The organism is Natronorubrum daqingense (assembly GCF_001971705.1).
In the GTDB taxonomy this organism is placed as follows: domain Archaea; phylum Halobacteriota; class Halobacteria; order Halobacteriales; family Natrialbaceae; genus Natronorubrum; species Natronorubrum daqingense.
In genome coordinates this window covers 377,585-398,228 of record NZ_CP019327.1, presented here as the reverse complement: position 1 = coordinate 398,228, position 20,644 = coordinate 377,585, and the positions used below count along the sequence as shown (strand labels likewise).

The window sequence follows — 20,644 nt, the reverse complement described above, 5'->3', positions numbered from 1 at the left end:
GATAACCCTTTCGCCGAAAACCGAGCGATAGCGCGGGTGTGCGTGCGGTGGCGCACGCTCGAGTGCGTCGCGCGTGCGTGAGGTGGCCACGTTCGTTCGTGCAGAGCAGATCGACCCTGTCGCCCGACTGACACCCCCCGAGTCGACTCAGCCCGTCTGAGGGGAGACGGTTGGGTCTGGAGAAGAGCCAACTCGCCGCCTCATCGCCTCGGAATCCACTTCCGGAGGGTCGGACTGAACTCCGCAGCCATCTGGGTGTCCGCGTCGGTAAACGCGTCCATCGCGACGAGCGCGGCCAGATACGTTCCGATGACGACGATCGGTAACGCGACGATGATAACGAGGTCGGACTCGAGGAAGTAGACGACCGGAGCACCGGCGATGGCCGCGGGGACACCGGCACCGACGATCTTCGCGAAATCGCGGGTGAAGGGGTGAATGCCGTCTAAGTAGTAGATTTCGCCGAGGGTGAGACAGCCGACGAGGAGGAGTGCCGTCGCCGACCCGATCGCCGCGCCTTCCATCCCGAAGAAGGGGACGAGCGTGAACGAGACGACGAGGTTCGCCCCGAAGAGGACGAGCGTGTTGGCGAAGACGATCCGCGCGTATCCAAGCCCCTGAAGCAACGAGCCGTCCGGGCCGCCGAACGTGACGTTGAACAAGAACGCGCCGGCCAACAAGGCGACGACGACGGTTGCCTCCGCGTACTGTGGCGTGTAGAGCACCGCGAGGTAGGAACTCGCGCCGAGTGAGAGGACGATAGTGACGGGAAGCGTGATGCCGGCGATCCAACGGACCATGATCCGGAACCGTTGCTCGACTAAGTCGATGTCGTCTCGAGTCTCGGCGATCAGGGGCTTGAACACGGGCGAGAGCGAGTTGAAGATAATCATGAGCCCCGAGCCGAGCATGTAGCCGACGCGGTAGATACCGACGTCCTCCGAGTCGAGGAAGAATCCGAGGACGAAGTAATCGACGTGACCCATCAACACGAAGACGACGCTCGTCATCGCCAGCGGAACCGAGTACTTGACGAGCGGTGCCGGGGCGACGAGCTCGAGTTCGGCGGTGAGCAGGGTCCAGGCTTTGTACGTAAAGACGGCGGCACCGACCGTGATTGCGATGAACAGACCGACGATGTAGCCGGCGATCAAGCCGAGCAGTCCGTACCCGACGAGCAAGAGCGCGGCAGTAGCGACGAAGCGAACGATCGGGCGGACGAGGTCCCGCATAATGACCCGGTACTGCAGTTTTTTGATGCTGTAGTAGGAGGTCAAGAGGACGTTGTAGATCGCGAGCATCGGAATCGTCACGGACAGAAAGAGCAACGCGACGTTCATCGCCGGTTCCTGAAAGAGTTCGGCGACGTAGGAGGCGCTGACTGCCAGGGCGAACGCGACCAACGAGGAGGTCACTAACACGGTCGCCGTCACCTGCACGATCACGCCTTTGGCTTTGCCGTACTCCTCGTTGTCCAGGTATTGCGGGACGAAGTAGTCGATCGCCAGGGGCAATCCGAGGTTCGCGAACACCTGCATGAAGAGGATCACGGACGTCGCCAGCACGAACAGTCCGTACACCGACGGGCTGACGAAACGAGTCATCAGCATGACGATAGCGAACCCGAGAATGCCGTTGATGACGTTCCCCACGAACGTGATGCTGCCCTGTTTTGCGAGCGTCGAAACGCCCTCGTCGTGGTCGTCTTCCGTTGTACTGGACGCCCGTTCTCGCGAATCTGAGCCGCCGTACTCGAGATCGTCCGGCGTCGTTGTGTCAGCCCTCGAACCCGATCCCGTGTCGGAGTGGATACCCTGTTCGGCGCCAGCCTCGCCATCGCCGCTGGACTCGCGCCCGGTGTCGCCATCCCCGTCAGGATCGGTATCTGTCATATCAGGTCCTTCCTCGAGTTCGAGCAGTCGTCGTTTGCAACGCCCACACCGGCGATTCACGGCCGGAAACGGTCACTGCACGTACCGGGAGACGGGCGATTAGACGCCCATCGCCGGCTCGAGTTCGTACGTCGTCACATCGCTGGCGTCCTCGCCAAATCGCGGGAATTCGATCTCGAAGGGCCACTCGTCGCCCGAGGAGACGTCCTCGTCGACGTGTTCGATGACGGCCTCGAGTTCCTCGCCGTCTTCGTCGTAGAACGTGGCGCGAATCTCGAGGTACGAAAACGCTCGATCGCCGACGTTTCTGGCGGCCCCCCAGATCACCACCCGTTCGTCGTCGGTGCCGGGATCGTCTCGCACGAGGTCGTGCCAGACGATTTCGACGTCACCGGGCTCCGTGATCTCCTCGCCGTTGTCCTCGAAGTACTCGAGGCACCCCGAGAGGGGGATAAGGCCGGCACACGCGAGAAACGCGCGACGATGCATCTGTCGAGTATTGTGGTGGACGAGCCTTCAGCGTTCGGGTCGCCAACTGATCACCGAGGTGTCAACTCCAGCGTATCGATTTCGGACCTGAATTTCTCACACGTGTTGACAACGGCCTGAACACTTCGTCGAGGGCGCGATAGACTTTTCACCACGGAGTGCTACCACTTAGTTGTATGAGCGAATTCGAACAGTTCAGCGACGTCGGTGAAGCGGACGTAACGCGTGCAATCGGACAGGAGTGGACCGAGGAGTTCATGGACTTCTCGGATTCGGACGTGATCATCGTCGGTGGCGGACCGTCGGGATTGACGGCCGCGAAGGAACTGGCAGAGCGCGGTGTGAAAGTCATGGTCGTCGAGAAGAACAACTATCTCGGCGGCGGCTTCTGGCTCGGCGGCTTCCTGATGAACAAGGTCACCGTCCGCGACCCCGCACAGAAGGTTCTCGACGAACTCGAGGTCTCCTACAAGGAATCCCAGGACAGCGAAGACCTCTACGTCGCGAACGGTCCGGAGGCCTGTTCGGGGCTCATCAAGGCCGCCTGTGACGCGGGCGCGAAGATGCAGAACATGACCGAGTTCACGGACATCGTCATCCGCGAGGATCACCGCGTCTCGGGAATCGTCATGAACTGGACGCCGGTCCACGCGCTGCCTCGAGAGATCACCTGCGTCGATCCGATCGCCGTCGAAGCCGACCTCGTCATCGACGCGACGGGGCACGACGCGATGGCGATCACGAAACTCGACGAGCGCGGTGTCCTCGACGCCCCCGGCATTCAGGACGCAAAGGAGCGCGGGAAGGTCATGGACCAGACCGACTCCGACACCTACGGCGCGCCCGGCCACGACTCGCCCGGCCACGACTCGATGTGGGTCGGCAAGTCCGAAGACGCCGTCGTCGAGCACACCGGACTCGTCCACGACGGCCTGATCGCGACCGGAATGGCGACCGCGACGACCTACGGCCTCCCGCGCATGGGCCCGACCTTCGGTGCCATGCTCGTTTCGGGCAAGCGCGCCGCCCAGGTCGCCCTCGACGAACTCGAGGTCGACGCTCCCGAAGTCGAACTGACCTCGCGTGTGGCCCCCGCAGACGACTAACGTCGCCCGAGTCTCGTTTTTCACCGGTAGCGAGCGAAACGTCGAGTGGACGGCGTCTTTTGTTCCAACCGACGCTACTGCCACCAGTACCCGTCGGAATCGTCGATGAGTTCCGCATTTTGTGCACGCTCGAGGAGGTCGTCGGCGTCGTCGCCTAAGAGGAAACCGCTCTCGACGGCGTCGTCGGCCGCGTCTTCGAACTGCGCGACGTACTCGTCGTTCGACTCGTACAACTCCTCGAGCGTGTCGTCATCGAAGGGCATCGTCTGGCCCTCGAGGTCACAGCTTCTGGCGTCGTACTCGGCGACGGGGACCTCGATCGACGGGAGTCGGACGCCCCCGCGTGCGTTCCCGTGTTCGTTGGTCACCACGGATCCGTCCTCGCGTTCGATACGTGGCGCGCTGTCCGGTGCAGTGTCGTCTTCGACCCAGGTGCGCAAGGCCTCGAGCGCCGCGCTGTAGGCGTAGCGGGCCGGGAAGTAGTTCCCCCCGCAATCGCCGTACTCGCCGTCCTCGAGCGTGCCGAAGTCGCCCGCGGCGGTTTCGTCCCACTCGGCGTCCTCGCCATCGAAATCGCGAGCGATCATCGCCGCATTCCACGAGGAGAGCCAGTAGTTCACGTGGGAGGCGCCGGCCACTTCCCAGAGCCTGAACTGATCGGAATCGGCTGGCGGGTCGCCACCGCCGAGATCACCGAATAGTCCCTCGGCCTCGTCTTCGGTGTTCAGCCAGAGAACGGGCACGAGGTCGTCTCGGTAGTCCGTGACGGCGCTGGCGGCCGGAAGGTAGCCGTCGATATTGCCGTACTCCTCTTGGACGTCGGCGATGAGACTCGCCATGTAACCCGCAGACTGAGACTGGCCCGTCGCGAGGACGTACTCGACGTCGAGGCCCTCGAGCGGGTGGGCACTGCCGCCGCTACCGATCGACGAGCCCCAACTCGAGTCGTCCGCGCTGCCAGCGCGCAGTCCTTCGACGACCTGCGAGAAAATGTCCAGTGCGTAATCGTCGCCGGGATGCTCGAGATCGCCGTAGCGTTCCGGATCCCAGGCGACCAGATTTTCGCCCTCGCCAGACCCGAGCTCACCGATCGGCGACGACGTATCGACACCGACCGCCTGTGCAGAGACGACCGCGACGGCGTACCCTTCCCGCATCAGATACTCGTACGCATTGATCCAGGTGACTGGCATATCGATACCCGTCGAGACGTTGCTCCAGTCCGCGAGCAAGTGGCCGTTGAAGTCGGCCTCGTCTTCCGGTCGATAGACGATCGCTCGAGTTCGGTACTCGTCTTCGTCGGCGAGGCCGCCGAAGGTACCAAAGTAGGTATCGCTGCGCGCAGTGCCCGAGAAGAAATACTCTTCCTCGGTGTAGCCGTACGACTCGACGTCGTGGACGGCTGCCGTCTGGGGATTTCCGGTCTGGCTTCCGCCGTCGATCGGCCCCTCGATATCCGGCCGTGGAACGTCGCCCTCGTGGTCTGATGCGCCGGAACTGCCGACCAGAGCGCTACCCGCGACGAGCCCACTCATCCCGGCGAGGACGCACCGGCGAGCCATCGAGTCCTCGAGTCCGCGGCGGTCGCTCGTTTCAGTTTCCTCGCTCGGCGCAGACGGGTGATGTTCGTTGCTGTCGTGTGACATTCATCACCACCTACCGTCGATAATCGCGTAATTATTTTCCCTCGGTTTTGAATCGTATTATACCGTCGCGTCGCTTGCGCTCGCGGTGGGATCGGGTGCTCACACGCGGAAAACCCACACCGTTTTCGCGATTCGCAGGCACCCTCCGGGTATGAATCTCGTCGTCACCGGCGCAACTGGCGGTGTGGGGAGTTGGCTCGTGGAACACTTCGCCGAGGCAGGTCACGAGGTCGTCGGAGTCGACCTCGAGCGACCGCCTCGCGAACGCGAGAACGCAACTTTCCTCGCGGCCGACCTCACCGAACAAGGACAGGCGTGGGACGCCGTCTTGTCGGCCGACCCGGATGCGGTGGTTCACACCGCAGGCGTTCCGCGAATGGGCGTCACGACCGGCACCGAGACCTTCGCGACGAACGTCTCGAGCACGCACCACGTCTTCGAAGCCGCGGGTCGCGCCGACGCGGACGTGATCTGGACCTCGAGCGAGAGCCTCTACGGCATGCCCTTCGCCGCGGAGCCGTTTCTGCCGGAGTATCTGCCGATCGACGAGTCGCACTCGAAACGGCCGGAAGACGACTACGGGGCGTCGAAACTCGTCGGGGAGGAACTCGCGGCGAAGACGGTCCGGAAGCACGACGTCTCGGTCGCTTCGATCCGGCCGACGTGGGTGCAGTACCCGGGTGAGTACCGAGCGAGAGCGGCGTGGACGCCGTTCGATCCCGAGACGGCCGAGCGAAGCGGCTGTTTCTGGTCGTACGTGGATATTCGCGACGTCGTCTCGATCGTCGACGCCGCGCTCGAGGCCGATATCGACGGCCACGAACCGTACCTCGCGGCGGCCGCGGAGAACGGCCTCGGCAAGCCGACCGCAGCGACCATCGAGGAGGTCTTCGGCGACCGTCCTGAGGAGTGTGCGCTCGAGGGCGAGGAGTCGGCGTTTTCGACGGCGAAAGCCCGGGACGAACTGGGGTGGAAACCGATCCACTCCTGGCGCGAGGCCGAAACCGAAGTCGTCGAGGGACCATCGTTCGTCGATTCTTGAACCTCACCCGGCCCAGACAGACGATATCCGTGACTGTTGTGCAGTGACGGAAAATGGCGACCGCAAACATTTCACCGAGTGGTACGACTAGGTAGTATATGGTCGATAGCGTCATCCTCTATCGGGCACCGTCGACGGTCGTGGAGACGGACGAACTCGGCGACTGGCTCGAGTCTCGAATCGAAGGGTCGGTGACCGTCCGCGACCGATTTCTCGACGTCCATGGAAACGACGAACTCGCCGAACGATTCGCACAGGTACGAGTCCGTTCGCCACACGACAGAGAGACAGGTAACACGATGCTGGGAACGGTTCGGTACGAAGAGCGCGCCCTCGAGGACCCCGAACGCGAGGGCGGCGTGCTCTACGACGGTGTCCAAATTCAGCGCGCGCTCAACGCAGCATTGCCCGCCGACGAGCGCGGCCTCGAAACGCTCCACCTCCCGATTCTCGACCGAGCGATCGGAACGTGGGGGAGCCACGACGGTCGCTGGCACAAGCGCGTGAACGTCCTCGGCCAGCCCGCACTGGTCTCCGTGCCGGGACTCTACGAGGCCCCCGCGAAGCCAGAATCGTACTACAAGGAACAACAACGTCACGCCTTCCTTTCGGGTGACACGCCACCGCGGGAGGTCCTCGAGAACCAGGTCGACGGCGAGTTCCTGATTGAGGACGACCCGCGCACGACGGACGCACTGAAGGGATACGCGTTACAGGCCTATCACTACCTCGAGACCGGCGAAGCGTTTTGCGATCGGGAAGGCTGTCGGCTCTTCAACGCCCACTACCACGAGGACCTGATCGACGCCCAGTTGCGCGAGCCGTTGTTCTGTCCGGACCACGACCGGGTGTACGGCGACTCCTGAGCGGGACGCCTCAGCGGACACAGCCTCGCACTCGAGGCCGTCCGGCCACGCGATTTTCGGATCGAAACGACTGCCCGAACCGGAGCCCTCTTTTATCTCAGTCGTCTTCGACAACACACAATGAGTGAGAAGTTCACCACCGAGGTCCCCGTTCGGTTTCGCGACCTCGATCCCCACGATCACGTCAATCACGCCGTCTACGCGAGCTACATCGAAGCCGCACGCATCGACTACATCGAGGAGGTGCTCGGCGTCCGTCAACAAGAGGCCGCATTCGTCATCGCCAACCTCGAGATCGACTACAAGCGGCCGGTAACCCTCGACGACGAGCCAATCGTCGAACTCGCCGTTACGGACCTCGGTAAGAGCAGTTGTACGATGGAGTACGAGATTCTGACCGAGGACGGCGTCGCCGCGACAGCCGAGACCACGATAGTCAACACCGACGCCGGGACCGGCAGACCTGAACCACTTCCGGACGACATCGTGACTCGCATCAGCGAGTTCGACGGATTAACTCCGCCAGCGTAATTACCTGCTGACGAACTGGTTTTGCTCTTCACTCGAGTCGCGCGCCAGTGAGCCTGACGACACCGAAAACGTGCGTTTCGTCTGCGATAGCTGCCGAACGCGTCCGCAAGTGCTCGTGGGCGGCGTCGATTTTGGCGTCCAGGTGGAGGTGTGGCTCGTTCTCGTAGCGAAGCTTCGTCGTCGGCGGCGTCGAGAGGATCACGATGGCTCGAAAGACGGCGTTGACCGGCGGGGCGTACCACTCCTGGCTTCGCGCGGCGTTCGCGAGGACGACGTTCCCGTCGGGACCGACGAGGTCACACCAGTCGTCGACCGCGCCCGCCGGATCGTCGAGCATGCCGACGACGAACGTCGCGAGGACGGCGTCGACAGCCGTATCGTCGACTTCCGGCGCGAGCGGTGGCTGAGTCGCATCGCCGCGAACGACGTGGACGTTGTCGTACTCGCTCGTCAACTCGCGCGCTCGTTCGAGGACGGGCCCCGTAAAGTCGACGCCGACGACCGTGCCGTGGTGGCCGACGTGCTCGCGGAGGTACGGCAGGTTCGCTCCCGTGCCACAGCCCATCTCGACGACGGTGTCGCCGGGCTCGAGTTGGCAGGCCGCGGCGGCCCGTCGTCGCAGCGCGGGGATTCCGGGCGTTCGCCGGGCGATGAGGTCGTAGAGGCCAGCCCACCGGCCGTAAAACTCCTGGGCCGTCTCGGTTTCCATCCGGGAGAGCGTCGAGCGAACTGACGACATGTTAGATCAGCGATCGAACCGTGTCAGCGACCGACTCCGCGTCGGAGCCGAGGATGTAGATTAGCGGCTCGATGCCCATCCCGCCGGTCTGGTACAGTACCGTCACGTCGTCGTCGTCCTCGATCACCGCGCCGACGCTCGAGGCGATATCGTCCGTTTCGTCGAACTCGGCGGTTGCGTGGCCCTGTTCGGTTAGATCGGCGAGCGTATCCGAGTCGTACGCGATGTTGATCGCCGCCGTGGCGTCGGAGCCGTGCTTTCGCGCCGCGAGGACCACGTTCGCGACGTGCTCGGACACGCCGAACTCCGGTTCGGCGGGCACCGTGGTTCGTCCCTTGACGTCGAAGATGCGTCCGGGGACGCCGGCCACGTCGTCGATATCCGTCGCGTCGGGAACGCACGCGACCAGGTTCGAGCCGACCGCGGGAATGAGGCTCGTGAAGCCACTCGAGTTCTCGAGGATGCGAAGGCCCCGCCGGAGCGACGAGAGTACCCGTTCACCCGTCCGAAGTTCGCTCTCGGGGTCGTGAATGCGAAAGCTCGAGCCGTGATCCGCGAGGTCGGGGACGGCCTCCTCGTGGAGTTGGGCGAGGAGGTCGCCGCCGGCCTCGAGTTCGCGGATGAGCACTTCGATTTCGATGAGCGCCTGAATGCGAGTCGTGTCGCCCGCGGCCAGTCCGTCGGCGAGTTCCCCGACGAGCGTCTCGACGCGCTCGTCCTTGGCGATGCGGTCGTTGGTCGCCACGTCGCCGTGGGCGTACTTCGAGACGGCACTCTGGCTGATCCCGAGCACGTCTGCGACGTCGCTCTGTGTGAGTCCGCGTTCGCGGAGTTCCCCGGCGAGTAGCGATCGGACCGTCGGGAGAAACTCGTCGACGACGATCTCTTCGACGAATTGCATTACCGGAAACTAGGACCGCCGGCAAAATAACTTGTGGGTCCTCGAACCCAGCGGTCGGTGGAGACAATTTCGCTCCGTATCCCGCGACCGTTCGCCCTACGTTCACCACACGCGACCGTTCGCCCTACGTTCACCACACGCGACCGTTCGCCCTACGTTCACCACACGCGACCGTTCGCCGCACGTGAATGAGGATGGTTTTTCTGTGACGACATCCACACGTCGAGTATGGGATCAGGCAGATCACTGCCCAGAACGCCGATCGAGTGGTACATGCTCGGCCTCCTTCTCGTCGTCCTCAACGTCGGGATCTTGCTCGCCACCGGCCATCCGCTGCCCGAGGCGGTGGCGATGGGGCTGTTCTACGGCCTCATGCTCGCGTTACTCATCGTTATTGCGGCAGGCGTCTGGAGCACCGTCCGCGGCGACGAAGAGACGCCGGATGCGGATTCGACCGAGTAACCGATTCGACCCTTTCGAATGCAGATCCGACCGACTCACCAGACACTATTCTCGCCGTCCCAGCCGGCTAGTCTCGCCGTCGATAGATTCGCGCGCCGTCCTCGCAGTCGTAGGCGACGAGTCCCCGATTCTCGAGCGTGCCGAGTGCCCCCAACGTATCCATTACGGGTGCCGTGTACTGTACGCTGCCCGCTCGTTCCACGGCGATCTCGAGTGGCGTCGCGGGTTCGACTCGTTCGAGCGCCGCGAGCGTTTCCTCGAGCAACCGATCGAGTCGCTCACGGGTTCGCGTCGCGACGCGTTTCGGCTCCGTGAACGTGGGTCCGTGGCCCGGAAACGCGTGCGTCGCGCTCGTCTCGAGGAACCGATCCATCGCGTCGTAGTAGCGATCGACGCCCTCGTACGCGCCGCGGTCGATCCCCGCGTGGAACGTGCCGGCGCGAAACGGTTCGATGAGCGCGTCGCCCGAGAACAGGGCCGTCGTCCCCTCGAGATCGACCTCGTAGCTCAGGTGGTTTTGCTCGTGTCCCGGCGTCCCGAACGCGCGGAACTCGTGCGTGCCGATCGAAACCATCGTTCCGGGCTCGATCGGTTGCGTGGTCGCCGGATCGAGCAGCCGTCGATCTCGGTGAAAGGAATCGACCTCCGAGTCGACGATCTCCTCGAGATCCTCGCCGGTGTAGCCCGTCGATCGGGCCGTCTCGCGGACGGTCGACCGAACCGTTTCCGGGTCTCGCTCGAGGCGCTCGAGCGACGCCGCCGGACCGTGGATCGTCGCCCCGGCGTCGGAAAGCGTCGGCACCTGTCCGATGTGGTCGCTGTGGGCGTGCGTGACGAGCACGTGGTCGATATCCGCAGGCGAGTAACCGAACTCGGCGAGGCTTCGCTCGAGCGTCGCTTCGGACGCGTCGGTCTGTCGGCCGGCGTCGATCAGTATCGGTTCGGGGCCGTCGAGGAGGTAGGCGGCGACGTGTTTGGGCGGCCACGGGACGTCGAATTCGAGGCGGTGAAGCGTCGAGAAAGCATATTTGCCTCGAACAGCACCGTCGGCGTCAGTCGTCATCGATTCGAAAACGGCGACGGACGACCGTGAATGTTACTCTCTACCGCCTCACCGAATAGCAAGACTGCGGTCGGATACGGACGGAGGGAACCAAACAGATAATAGACACGTTCAGCCAGCGTGGCGACAGAGAGTGGGCAACGCCGATCTGTGCGCCGTCGCTCACAAGACTTAATGGTCAGACGCCGTTACGGGTGGGTAATGGCTTTTGAGGACCTGCTCGAGGATCCAGTCATCCAAAAGTACCTACACGAGCTGGTCGGTCCCAAAGGAATGCCCGTCGCGGCCGCGCCGCCAGACGGGGAAGTGACCGACGAGGAGCTCTCTGAGGAACTGGATCTCGAGTTGAACGATGTGCGGCGAGCGCTGTTTATCCTGTACGAAAACGACCTCGCAACGTATCGCCGACTGCGAGACGAGGATTCGGGGTGGCTCACTTACCTCTGGACGTTCGAGTACGACAACATTCCGGAGAATCTCGAGGAGGAGATGTACCGCCTCTACGACGCCCTCGAGGACCGTCGCGAGTACGAGCGAACGCACGAGTTCTACCTCTGTGAAATTTGTTCCATCCGCTTCGAGTTCGGCGAGGCCATGGACTTTGGCTTCGAGTGCCCCGAGTGTGGCTCGCCGCTCGAATCGATGGACAACGACCGACTCGTCACCTCGATGGACGACCGCCTCGACGCGCTCGAGGACGAACTCAACATCGACGGTGCGGACGCCTAATGGTCGTCTTAGCAACCAAACTCTACGTCGAGGGCGACGCTCGCGAGCGATCACTCGATTCCCTGCGCTCGCTCGTCGCCAACGAGGTCGGCGACCTCGAGGTGGAGTTCGACATCGGCATCCGCCACGACGACTTCCCGTCCGTGACCATCGAGGGCGAAGACGCGACCGTCGCCAGAAACGTCCTCCGCGAGGAGTTCGGCGAAATCGTCCCCGACCTCGAGGCGGGTGAAACCTACATCGGCACGCTCGAGTCCTGGGACGACAACGGGTTCGTCCTCGACGCCGGACAGGGTGACGGCGTGCGTATTCCGGCGGACGAACTCGGACTTGGCCCGGGGTCGCCCGAGCAGATTCGCGAGCGCTACGGATTGGTCCAGCACCTGCCACTGGAGTTCGTCTACGGTGGTGAGGGATCCGACGAAGGCGGCGATGGCGCGTCTCCGAGTAGACTCGCCGACGAAGCCCAGGACCGACTCTACGAGTGGACCCGCGGCGACGGCCGACTCAACGTCAACAGCGCCACGCGAGCGGAGGTTCGAGCGACGCTCAACCGCGCCGGCCACGCGCAGGATTACGTCACCGTCGAGCGACTCGGCTTGCTCGAGCAGAGCGTCATCTGCACCGAGGGGACCGACCCACCCGGACTGTTAGCGAGCGTCGGCGAGTATCTGCCAGCGGAGCTCCGCTGTGTCGTTCCATAATATGAATCGACGGCTCGTCCTCGGCGTTATCGCGGTTTGCTTGCTCGTCGGTCTCGCCGGGTGTTCGATGTTCTTCGGCGATATCTCCGACGAGGAACTCGATCAGGACCAGGAGTACGACGACCTCAGAGACAGCGACGCCGACGTCGCCATCGATATCGAAAGTGGCGGTCTGTTCAGTAGCGGCGAGTTCCGCGCAGTTTACGACCTCGAGGAGCGCGAGGAGATAGCATTGTATCGGTCGAATATCCACGCTGACGAACCACTCGATATTCGCGCCGTCAGGTACTGGGATTCGGACGGAACCGAAATAACGGGCTCGGAACTCGAGGTCGACCAGGGACAAGAACACACTGTCGTGACGTTGCCGGACGAAAACGGAACGCTCGCGTTCACCGGCGACGCCGGACGGCACACGTTCGACCTCCCGGCGTACGTCGAGGGCTCCTACGAAGTAACCCTGCCGCCGGGATATCGTAGCTCGGCGTTCCTCTTCGGAGAGGTCACGCCGGGGGGCTACGAACGCGACGTGGTCGACGATCAGGAACACCTGACCTGGGAGGAGGTAGATAGCACGCTGGCGCTGCAGTACTACCAGACGCGTGACATCCCGATATTCCTCGGTCTCGTCACGGTCGTCAGCGTCATCGGCGGGATCGGTATCGCCTACTACTACCGAAAGGTCAAACGGCTCAAAGAGCAACGCGAGGAACTCGGACTTGACATCGATATCGACGACGACGATAACGACGGCCCGCCGCCGGGAATGCGTTGACGTCCCTGGTGTTCGAAATTGCCCTTTTTATCCGTGAATCGCGCGTTCGTCAAGCCAGATCGCGTCCTCGCCGTCGATCTCGACTCTGCCTTTGACGTGGGCGAGCCCTGTTCCCGTTTGTGTCGCCTCGAGGGCGGCCGGTTGGACCCGTTTCGTGACGTCGACCTCGTCAACGAGCCACCCGTGGGTACGCTCGGTATCGTCGCTCGGGGCGAAGACGATGAGTTTTGGCTCGTCGACGCGGGACGTCGTTCTGGCAGCCGAGGAAAAGGCTCTGGGGAGGTCGACGACCTGGACGTGCGTCCCGTCAACCGTGACGGACCCGGCGTTCCACGGATCCGACGCGTCGGCAAGCGCCTCGTCGTCCGAGATGCCGAAGACCGAGGCAACGGTATCGGCATTGACGCAGTATCGGTCGTCTGCGAGGGTGAAGGTAAGAACTGTGACACGTTCGTTGGTATCGTCGGGAGGTGGCGACGACGGCATGCTGTTCTGATCGTTTTCTCCACTGGAATAAAGTGTTTAGGTTTCGAGGCGTCGAACCCGCTGTGTCACGGGCGGTGGGGCGCGGTCGTGGCGTGTCGGTGGAGTCAATGTTTTATTGATGGAATGTGATTGACGAGCAAGAACATGACTCCGGACCTCTCCGAGCGACTCCTCGGAATCGACATCGACGACGCGTCCGACGGTGGTCGAAACGGCAAAGGTGCCAGCCCAGACGATCAGGAGGAGCGCGAGCAGTTCCTCTTCGTCGGACTGGGCGAACACCGTTTTGCGTTGCCGATTGACGCGGTACAGACACTTGCAGACGTTCCCGAGGAAGTGACACGCGTCCCGCGTTCTCCCGAACCGATCGAGGGCCTGATGGACCTTCGCGGAGAGATTACTGCGGTCGTCGACCCGCACGTCCACTTTCCGGACATCGAACCCGACGAGCGAAACGGGCGCGAGCGATTGCTCGTGTTGGATCGACCGACCGATCAGCAATCAGCAGCCATTCGAGTCGACGACGTGATCGGCGTCGACTCGATCGGTGTGAGCAAGGTACACGACAAATCGACCGTCGAAGACCGACCGTTTTCGGGCGACTCGTTGGCACACCCACTCGTCGATGCGCTCATCGAACAGGAACGCTCACCCTCGACGCAATCGATCCGTGCCTCGAGGCCAACGGGTACCGACTCCGCGAATCCACTCGATCTAGCCGACGACTCCGGTGACACGTCACTGTCAACGATGCAGAGTCGTATCGACGGCGACACTCGAGAAAGCGACGGAGAGTCGTTCGAACTCGAGTCGACGGAGCGCTCGAACGAATCGACGCAGTCGTCGGTCGCCGCTGACGCAGAGACGCCCCGAGAAGTCGTTCTCGAGGCGACGCCGTTGCTCAACATCGAACGATTGTTGTTGGCGTCTGGAACGCAAACGTAGCGAATCTGGCGCGCGAACGTCCGGAAATCGGAGTCGGGTTTGTAACGGGGGTCTTCGTTCCGTATCCGATGTTTATCACAGTTGATAATAGGGAGACAGCATTTATGGTAGTCGTATTTCTATCAGCGTTTGGTGTACTACTGAATGTCGACAGGGGTGCTCATCGTGGACGATTCTCATTTTATGCGGAATTTACTGCGCCAAATTTTGGAACAGGAATACCGCATTCTCGGAGAAGCGTCTAACGGAGCAGAAGCAGTGAAACTGTACAAAGAACACGAACCCGACATCGTCATGATGGACATCGTGATGCCCAAGTGTAACGGCATCAAGGCGACCGCGGCGATCAAAAAGATCGACCCGAGCGCCCGCGTCATCATGTGTACGAGTGTCGGCCAGCGTGAGAAAATGAAACTCGCCGTGAAAGCTGGTGCGGACGGCTACGTGACGAAGCCGTTCGAAGAACCCAGCGTCAGAAAGGCCCTCACAGACGTCGCTACGGCATGACGCGAGTACTCGTTGTCGACGACTCGAAGTTCATGCGGACAGTCATCGCCAACGCACTCACGGATGCCGACTACGACGTCGAAACCGCGACGAATGGGTCAGAAGCGATCGAAACGGCCGCCGAATTCGATCCCGCCGTCGTCACGATGGACGTCGAAATGCCCGAAATGGATGGCATCGACGCCGTCCAGCGAATTATGGCGACGAATCCAACGCTAATTCTCATGCTCAGCGTTCACACCGACGAAGGAACTGAGTCCACGCTCGACGCACTCGAGCGAGGAGCCGTCGATTTTCTACACAAACCCGACGGATCGGATTCGCGGACCGTGACCCACCTGAGCGAGGACGTCGTCGACAAGGTCGACGATCTAGCTGATGCAAACGTCTCATCGATTGCTCTCGCGCGCGCTTCGGCGTCCGCGTACGCGACGCGTTCGAATCACGCGAACGTCGATGCGACAAGCGACAGGGTACTCGCCGGTGGACGAACGAACGCAGCAGGCGCCAGCGAAACGCGTGTCGGAACGGCGACGAATCGACCAGCAGGCCCGCGGTTTCGAGGGGCGACGAGCGCCGGATCGCGACCCGGAGACGGTGACGACGCTGCCGGTTCGCCAACGCCGCTCGAACTCGAAGGAACGCACGCAGACGATCCGACGATCGTCATCGGCGCCTCGACGGGCGGACCGAAGATCGTGGAAGGCCTCTTCGCGCGCCTTCCAGTCGATCTCGAGGCGAAAGTGCTGGTCGTCCAGCACATGCCAGCGGGGTTTACCGAACGGTTCGCCGAGCGATTGGACGCGCTCAGCGAGTACGACGTCCGCGAAGCGACCCACAGAGCGTCGGTCAGGTCCGGCGAGGCGGTGGTCGCACCGGGAGCGTCCCACCTCGAGGTACTGAACAACGTCGGCGGCCGTCTCCGACTCGGACTGGACGACGGCGAGCGGCTTCACGGCGTTCGTCCGGCGATTGACGTGACGATGGAGTCGGCGGCCGAACACGTCGTCGACCCGCTCTGTGGCGTCGTGTTGACCGGTATGGGGCACGACGGTGCGACAGGTATCGAGGCGATCAAAACAGCTGGCGGGCACACCATCGCACAGGACGAAGCGACGAGTCCGGTCTTTGGCATCCCCTGTCAGGCGATTCAAACGGGGTGCGTCGACGATATCGCACCCGCGACCGAACTCGTCGAGACGATCGTCGACGCGTTCGATACGGACGGTGAGACCGATGAGTGACTATCTAACCGACTTCGTTCAAGAGAGCGAGGAACGAATTACGGAGCTGAACAACGCGTTGCTCACCTTAGAGCGCGACCCGACGAACGACGACGCACTGGAGAACATCTTCCGCGTCGCACACACGCTCAAAGGCAACTGCGGCGCGATGGGACTCGAGGAAGGAAGCGATCTCGCACACGCGATCGAAGATCTGCTCGATGCGGTCCGGCGGAACGAACTCGAGGTGACGCCCGAACTGATGGACGTCGTCTTCGACGCCGTCGACGAACTCGAGGCGATGATCGACGAGGTCGCTGCGACCGGCGAAATCGAGACGGATCCCACCGCGACGATCGACAGGCTCCGTGCGTCCCTCGACGACGAATCGACATCGAGCGCGCTCGCGATTCCCTCCGCGAGAGAGATCGAAACCGTCCTCGAACGGTTCGAACCACCCGCAAACGATGACCACGACGCCTACTTCGTTCGCCTCGATATCGCCGCACGCGAGAACGTCAACAACGGCGTTCTCGTCGTCAAAGCGCTGATCGACGCGTTCGATCTGATCGGCACCGATCCGCCGCGTGCAGAGATCGAAGCCGGTGACTACGGCGGGCAGTTCGACGCCGTCTTCGGCAGTGCCGTCGGCGAGGCCGCCATTACGTCCGGCCTCGAGCCGGTCGAAGAGGTCGACACGTTCCAACTCATCAACGTCACCGAGCAATTCGACCGTGTGGCGTCGAGCCAGGCAGCCGACGCGGACGGTCAGGCCCCAGCGGACCAACCCGGTTCCGGAATGTCCTCGGAAGAGGCACAGGATCTCGAGGTCGACGAACTCCTCGACGAGTTCGACGAGTTCGACAACTTAGACGAGATGGTCGAGGACGTCGATGACGACGACCTCGATGCCTTCGACGAAATGGGCGAGGCCGGTTCGTTCGACGAACTCCTCGACGACGAGGATCTCGAGGAGACGGAGCAACCGGCCACCGCCGCTGACGACGGTGACGAGCGACAGACGGCGGAGGCCGCCACCGACTCGTCCCCAGACGATGAGGGTGTAGACGAGTCTGTCGACGACGCCAGCAGCGTGTTCGACGAACTCAAAGACGAAGTCGAGATGGTCGGTTTCGACGAATTGCAGGACGAACTCAGCGAACTCGAGTTCGACGAGTTCGACAACGACGACGAAGTGGACATGGACGAACTCCTCGGTGACGATGTCGACCCTGAGGACGATACATTCCTCGACGGAACGAGTGACGACGAACTCGCCGGGGACGCACTCGAGGACGCGGTCGACGACGTGCTGGTGGACGAGCCAATCGAAGAAGGCGGTAGTGACGATGGCGAGACGACTGAGCCAGTCGACGACGAGACGAGCGGCGACACCGATGTCATCGACGAGGCACTCGAGAACGACCCCTCGGATGACGAACCCTCGGTGTCTCCGGCACCGTCCGAATCGGCGACACCGTTCTCGGACGAGCAAACGGGTACTGCCCCTGCCGGGGACCACTCGGACGAACTCGAGAATGCAGATGCCGTCTCCGGTGATCTCTCGCCGGACGAGGGCGACGCGCACTCACTCGACACCGCGTCCGACTCGATGACCGCCGATTCGGCCAATGAAACCGATTCGGAATCCACGACAGTGCCAGACGCTGCCGACGGATCCGACTCGCAGACGCCGGCTACCGATGCGAGCGTCGATTCGCGAGCGGAATCCGACGAAGAGCGCCAGTTTGCGTCGGGCGACGAGTTCGATGCCTCGGACGGAGCGTTCGACGAACCGGCCGACGAGGATGACGGAACTGACGACGAAATCGCCACGCCAGTCGACAGCCTCGAGCAGCGAGATACTGACGAAGAGACACTCGACGACGGTGAAGCGGCGACCGACGGCAGAGAAGCAACGATCGATAACAGCGAAGGAGCGGCCGACGATCTCGAGGAGACTGACGAGAACTTCGAAGAGACAACTGTCGGTACCGAAGAGTCGGACGGGGACGAATACGCATTCGAGACCGCTGAAACCGATGACGGCAAACAGCCCGCTGTCGGCGACGATACCGACTCGGAACCGAAATCGACCCCAGCATTCGACAATTCGGATGCGACGACGGCCGACGCATCTCTCGAGTCGGACTCGAGTGACCACGCTGACGAAGAGTCCGCGTCGTCGTCCGCCACCGACGATGCAACACTGTTCGAGATGGATGGCGCTGTTCGTGACGAACCAGTCGTCGACGAGTCACTCGAGGCGGCCGACGATGAGGCGGACGAAACACCGACGCCATCGGACGACTCGGAATCGGATTTCGAGGCACTCGAGAGCGAGGCGACGACCGAAATCGACGATGGATCCGGTGAAACTGAACCGATCGACGACGGCGAACAGGTACCGTTTGAGTCCGCTGAGAAATATGGCGACGGGCCGACCGACGAGATCGACGAAAAAGGCGACGAGCAGCCAGTCGGCGATTCAATGGCCGAACCGACCGACGAATTCGCTAGCGAGAGAACGGACGGTACCGATAGAGTCGCGGACGATACCGACGAGATGTCGGCCAACGTGGCGGATGTCACCGATGTAGTGGCAGCCGATTCCGATGCGCCAACGGCTGACGCGACAGACGTGGCCGACGATGGCGACGAAGACGCCGCAATCGACGACCCCTCCGAAACTGCCGACGTCGTCGAAACCAGTACCGCGAGTCCCGATTCTGAAACACCGTCCGACAATGGGTTCGACGGAGCCGAAGACCCCGACGATGCGGGTGAAAGCGCCGAGACGGTCACAGAGAGCGCCGGGACGGTTGACGACGACTCGCAGTCGACGTCATCGATCAACGAAGAATCCACAGCCGAAGCGTCGACCGACGACTCGAGTGCAGTGTCGTTCAGCGAGGACCGAGACGGCGGATCGGACGACGACGCCGGTCTCGACGATCCGTTTGCCGACGAAGACGCTAGCGACGATTCCTTCGTTGACGACTCACTCGAGGACGATCCGTTTGCCGAGGATGAGCGGACTGCTGGCCCCTTCGACGATGACTCGTTCGCCGACGATTCGTTTGCCGATGATCCGTTCGCCGACGATTCCCTCGAAGACGATCCGTTCGAGGAATCTTCGTCGTTCGATGACGACGACGCGTTCGGCGATGATTTCGGCGACGACCTCGAGGTGGGTGCGAACGGATTCGATGCACCGTCCTCGAGTTCGACCGACGGTGCGTCGACGGCGTCTTCGCCGGACACCGCTACTGGTGGCTCGTCCACGACGGATGCGGGCGAAACTGTCGTCGAGCGGGTCGAGGAACCCGTGTTCGAGGTCCCAGATCTCACGATTCCGGACGCGGGGGACAGAACGGACGTCGGGACGGAAACTGACGAGATTCAGTCCGTTCGCGTCGACGTCGAACAGATCGACTCCCTGCTCACGCTCGTCGAAGGACTGGTGACGAGTCGCGTTCGACTTCGCCACGCAGTCTCCGAAGGCGAAGAGAAAGCGTCGCTCGAGACGGAACTCGACGATCTCGAGGACCTCACGGCGGACTTACAGGAGACGGTGATGAACGTCCGTCTCGTGCCGTTGCAGACGGTCACGAACCGTCTGCCGCGGGTCGTTCGAGACATTGCGCGCGAACAGGACAAACAGGTCACGTTCGAGATGAACGGCGAGGACGTCGAACTCGACCGGAGTATCCTCGACCGAATCGGTGACCCGCTAATTCACCTGGTTCGAAACGCCGTCGATCACGGAATCGAACCACCAGACGTGCGTGAGGATGCGGAGAAACCAGCGGACGGAACCGTCGAAGTTCACGCAGAGCGCAAACGCGACCGCGTGGCGATCACCGTCGAAGACGACGGAAGCGGTCTCGATCCCGATCGTCTCCGGAACGAGGCCATCGAGGCTGGCGTGCTCTCCGAGGAAGACGCACGCGAGTTGCCCGACGACGACGTCTACGAACTCATCTTCCACGCTGGCCTCTCGACGGCCGAAGAGGTGACCGACGTCAGCGGTCGCGGTGTCGGGATGGACGTCGTCGAGCGGACGATCGAAGACCTCGACGGCACCGTCGATATCGACAGCGAACCGGGTGCGGGAACGAGCGTCACGATGACGCTCCCCGTCTCGGTCGCGATCGACGACATCCTCTTCCTCGAGTGCGGTGGCGAAGAGTTTGGCATCCCGACGGAGACGGTACTCGATATCGAACCGGCAACGCGCCTGGAAACGAGAGACGACGCGACGGTACTGGTCGATGGTAACGACGAGTACGACGTCGTTCGACTCGACGAAACCCTCGAGACGCCACACCAGGCTGGTGACGACCACGGAATGGTCGTTCGGATCCGCACGGACGTGCGTCCGATCGCGATTCACTGCGATCACGTCCACGGCCAGCAGGAAGTCGTTGTAAAGCCCTTCGAGGGCTTTATGAGCGGTCTTCCCGGCCTCAGCGGGGCGACAGTCCGAGGACGCGGAGAAGTGGTCAACATCCTTGACGTGACAACCCTATGATGAC

At 62.5% G+C, this 20,644-nt stretch carries 19 protein-coding genes; 12 read left to right on the top strand and 7 right to left on the bottom strand.

Annotation, left to right across the window (positions count from 1 at the left end):
- Positions 1-200: 200 nt before the first annotated feature.
- Together BB347_RS01940 and BB347_RS01935 are read right to left on the bottom strand one after the other, a co-directional pair.
- A complete protein-coding gene (locus BB347_RS01940) occupies positions 201-1,892 on the bottom strand; it encodes a flippase (RefSeq protein WP_236995976.1) in 1,692 nt (563 codons plus the stop codon).
- A 99-nt stretch (positions 1,893-1,991) separates the two neighbouring features.
- Entirely contained in the window at positions 1,992-2,381 is a 390-nt protein-coding gene (locus tag BB347_RS01935; RefSeq protein ID WP_076578915.1) for an FxLYD domain-containing protein, read from the bottom strand.
- Positions 2,382-2,557: 176 nt separating this feature from the next.
- Between BB347_RS01935 and BB347_RS01930 the strand changes: the two genes are divergently transcribed.
- Positions 2,558-3,487, top strand: a complete 930-nt coding sequence (locus BB347_RS01930) for a sulfide-dependent adenosine diphosphate thiazole synthase (RefSeq protein WP_076578917.1) — start codon at positions 2,558-2,560, stop codon at positions 3,485-3,487.
- Positions 3,488-3,561: 74 nt separating this feature from the next.
- Here the strand turns inward: BB347_RS01930 and BB347_RS01925 are convergent, their stop codons facing one another.
- The gene (locus BB347_RS01925) at positions 3,562-5,133 is read right to left on the bottom strand and encodes an alpha/beta hydrolase domain-containing protein (RefSeq protein WP_076578919.1); all 1,572 of its coding nucleotides are present in this window, start codon (positions 5,131-5,133) and stop codon (positions 3,562-3,564) included.
- 151 nt (positions 5,134-5,284) lie between these two features.
- On the opposite strand from BB347_RS01925, the gene BB347_RS01920 reads away from it, so the two are divergent.
- The 3 genes from BB347_RS01920 (at position 5,285) to BB347_RS01910 (ending at position 7,572) form a co-directional block, all read left to right on the top strand.
- Positions 5,285-6,175: an NAD-dependent epimerase/dehydratase family protein gene (locus BB347_RS01920; protein ID WP_076578921.1), complete on the top strand. Its 891-nt coding sequence runs from the start codon at positions 5,285-5,287 to the stop codon at positions 6,173-6,175.
- A gap of 98 nt (positions 6,176-6,273) precedes the next feature.
- The gene (locus BB347_RS01915) at positions 6,274-7,041 is read left to right on the top strand and encodes a DUF7001 family protein (RefSeq protein ID WP_076578923.1); all 768 of its coding nucleotides are present in this window, start codon (positions 6,274-6,276) and stop codon (positions 7,039-7,041) included.
- A gap of 120 nt (positions 7,042-7,161) precedes the next feature.
- Complete coding sequence (locus BB347_RS01910) at positions 7,162-7,572, top strand: acyl-CoA thioesterase (protein ID WP_076578925.1); 411 nt, start codon at positions 7,162-7,164, stop codon at positions 7,570-7,572.
- 28 nt (positions 7,573-7,600) lie between these two features.
- Here the strand turns inward: BB347_RS01910 and BB347_RS01905 are convergent, their stop codons facing one another.
- Together BB347_RS01905 and BB347_RS01900 are read right to left on the bottom strand one after the other, a co-directional pair.
- Complete coding sequence (locus BB347_RS01905) at positions 7,601-8,311, bottom strand: class I SAM-dependent methyltransferase (RefSeq protein WP_076578928.1); 711 nt, start codon at positions 8,309-8,311, stop codon at positions 7,601-7,603.
- A 1-nt stretch (position 8,312) separates the two neighbouring features.
- Positions 8,313-9,212 (bottom strand): thiamine-phosphate synthase family protein, encoded by a 900-nt coding sequence (locus BB347_RS01900; RefSeq protein ID WP_076578930.1) that lies wholly within the window; start codon positions 9,210-9,212, stop codon positions 8,313-8,315.
- Positions 9,213-9,440: 228 nt separating this feature from the next.
- Here BB347_RS01900 and BB347_RS01895 point away from each other — a divergent pair, with 228 nt between their 5' ends.
- Positions 9,441-9,674: a hypothetical protein gene (locus BB347_RS01895; RefSeq protein ID WP_076578932.1), complete on the top strand. Its 234-nt coding sequence runs from the start codon at positions 9,441-9,443 to the stop codon at positions 9,672-9,674.
- A 67-nt stretch (positions 9,675-9,741) separates the two neighbouring features.
- Here BB347_RS01895 and BB347_RS01890 read toward each other — a convergent pair whose 3' ends face one another.
- Positions 9,742-10,737: an MBL fold metallo-hydrolase gene (locus tag BB347_RS01890; RefSeq protein ID WP_076578934.1), complete on the bottom strand. Its 996-nt coding sequence runs from the start codon at positions 10,735-10,737 to the stop codon at positions 9,742-9,744.
- Between the two features lie 201 nt (positions 10,738-10,938).
- Between BB347_RS01890 and BB347_RS01885 the strand changes: the two genes are divergently transcribed.
- From BB347_RS01885 to BB347_RS01875, 3 genes are read left to right on the top strand one after another with little or no spacing between them, the layout of a single operon-like run.
- Positions 10,939-11,466, top strand: a complete 528-nt coding sequence (locus BB347_RS01885) for a transcription factor (protein ID WP_076578936.1) — start codon at positions 10,939-10,941, stop codon at positions 11,464-11,466.
- Entirely contained in the window at positions 11,466-12,170 is a 705-nt protein-coding gene (locus BB347_RS01880; protein ID WP_076578938.1) for a DUF2110 family protein, read from the top strand. The genes BB347_RS01885 and BB347_RS01880 overlap by 1 nt, the downstream gene beginning before the upstream one ends.
- Before the next feature lies 1 nt (position 12,171).
- Complete coding sequence (locus tag BB347_RS01875; RefSeq protein ID WP_076578940.1) at positions 12,172-12,945, top strand: DUF5803 family protein; 774 nt, start codon at positions 12,172-12,174, stop codon at positions 12,943-12,945.
- Between the two features lie 27 nt (positions 12,946-12,972).
- Here BB347_RS01875 and BB347_RS01870 read toward each other — a convergent pair whose 3' ends face one another.
- A complete protein-coding gene (locus tag BB347_RS01870) occupies positions 12,973-13,431 on the bottom strand; it encodes a chemotaxis protein CheW (RefSeq protein ID WP_076578942.1) in 459 nt (152 codons plus the stop codon).
- A 144-nt stretch (positions 13,432-13,575) separates the two neighbouring features.
- On the opposite strand from BB347_RS01870, the gene BB347_RS01865 reads away from it, so the two are divergent.
- The 4 genes from BB347_RS01865 (at position 13,576) to BB347_RS01850 (ending at position 20,640) form a co-directional block, all read left to right on the top strand.
- Positions 13,576-14,376 carry a chemotaxis protein CheW gene (locus tag BB347_RS01865; RefSeq protein WP_076578944.1) on the top strand — a complete coding sequence of 267 codons (801 nt, stop codon included), beginning with the start codon at positions 13,576-13,578 and terminating at the stop codon, positions 14,374-14,376.
- 144 nt (positions 14,377-14,520) lie between these two features.
- The gene (gene cheY / locus BB347_RS01860) at positions 14,521-14,883 is read left to right on the top strand and encodes a chemotaxis protein CheY (RefSeq protein ID WP_076578947.1); all 363 of its coding nucleotides are present in this window, start codon (positions 14,521-14,523) and stop codon (positions 14,881-14,883) included.
- Entirely contained in the window at positions 14,880-16,127 is a 1,248-nt protein-coding gene (gene cheB, locus BB347_RS01855) for a chemotaxis-specific protein-glutamate methyltransferase CheB (protein WP_076578949.1), read from the top strand. Before cheY ends, cheB begins: the two co-directional genes overlap by 4 nt.
- The gene (locus BB347_RS01850; protein ID WP_076578951.1) at positions 16,120-20,640 is read left to right on the top strand and encodes an Hpt domain-containing protein; all 4,521 of its coding nucleotides are present in this window, start codon (positions 16,120-16,122) and stop codon (positions 20,638-20,640) included. The genes cheB and BB347_RS01850 overlap by 8 nt, the downstream gene beginning before the upstream one ends.
- The last annotated feature ends 4 nt before the right edge of the window (positions 20,641-20,644 follow it).

What these genes read in the sequence shown, in the direction of transcription:
- BB347_RS01880 (WP_076578938.1), top strand. Translation starts at nt 11,466, where the DNA reads ATGGTCGTCTTAGCAACCAAACTCTACGTCGAGGGCGACGCTCGCGAG.
- BB347_RS01870 (WP_076578942.1), bottom strand. Translation starts at nt 13,431, where the DNA reads ATGCCGTCGTCGCCACCTCCCGACGATACCAACGAACGTGTCACAGTT.
- BB347_RS01930 (WP_076578917.1), top strand. Translation starts at nt 2,558, where the DNA reads ATGAGCGAATTCGAACAGTTCAGCGACGTCGGTGAAGCGGACGTAACG.
- BB347_RS01850 (WP_076578951.1), top strand. Translation starts at nt 16,120, where the DNA reads ATGAGTGACTATCTAACCGACTTCGTTCAAGAGAGCGAGGAACGAATT.
- BB347_RS01940 (WP_236995976.1), bottom strand. Translation starts at nt 1,892, where the DNA reads ATGACAGATACCGATCCTGACGGGGATGGCGACACCGGGCGCGAGTCC.
- cheB (WP_076578949.1), top strand. Translation starts at nt 14,880, where the DNA reads ATGACGCGAGTACTCGTTGTCGACGACTCGAAGTTCATGCGGACAGTC.
- BB347_RS01920 (WP_076578921.1), top strand. Translation starts at nt 5,285, where the DNA reads ATGAATCTCGTCGTCACCGGCGCAACTGGCGGTGTGGGGAGTTGGCTC.
- BB347_RS01910 (WP_076578925.1), top strand. Translation starts at nt 7,162, where the DNA reads ATGAGTGAGAAGTTCACCACCGAGGTCCCCGTTCGGTTTCGCGACCTC.
- BB347_RS01925 (WP_076578919.1), bottom strand. Translation starts at nt 5,133, where the DNA reads ATGTCACACGACAGCAACGAACATCACCCGTCTGCGCCGAGCGAGGAA.
- cheY (WP_076578947.1), top strand. Translation starts at nt 14,521, where the DNA reads ATGTCGACAGGGGTGCTCATCGTGGACGATTCTCATTTTATGCGGAAT.
- BB347_RS01875 (WP_076578940.1), top strand. Translation starts at nt 12,172, where the DNA reads ATGAATCGACGGCTCGTCCTCGGCGTTATCGCGGTTTGCTTGCTCGTC.
- BB347_RS01895 (WP_076578932.1), top strand. Translation starts at nt 9,441, where the DNA reads ATGGGATCAGGCAGATCACTGCCCAGAACGCCGATCGAGTGGTACATG.
- BB347_RS01890 (WP_076578934.1), bottom strand. Translation starts at nt 10,737, where the DNA reads ATGACGACTGACGCCGACGGTGCTGTTCGAGGCAAATATGCTTTCTCG.
- BB347_RS01900 (WP_076578930.1), bottom strand. Translation starts at nt 9,212, where the DNA reads ATGCAATTCGTCGAAGAGATCGTCGTCGACGAGTTTCTCCCGACGGTC.
- BB347_RS01905 (WP_076578928.1), bottom strand. Translation starts at nt 8,311, where the DNA reads ATGTCGTCAGTTCGCTCGACGCTCTCCCGGATGGAAACCGAGACGGCC.
- BB347_RS01935 (WP_076578915.1), bottom strand. Translation starts at nt 2,381, where the DNA reads ATGCATCGTCGCGCGTTTCTCGCGTGTGCCGGCCTTATCCCCCTCTCG.
- BB347_RS01865 (WP_076578944.1), top strand. Translation starts at nt 13,576, where the DNA reads ATGACTCCGGACCTCTCCGAGCGACTCCTCGGAATCGACATCGACGAC.
- BB347_RS01885 (WP_076578936.1), top strand. Translation starts at nt 10,939, where the DNA reads ATGGCTTTTGAGGACCTGCTCGAGGATCCAGTCATCCAAAAGTACCTA.
- BB347_RS01915 (WP_076578923.1), top strand. Translation starts at nt 6,274, where the DNA reads ATGGTCGATAGCGTCATCCTCTATCGGGCACCGTCGACGGTCGTGGAG.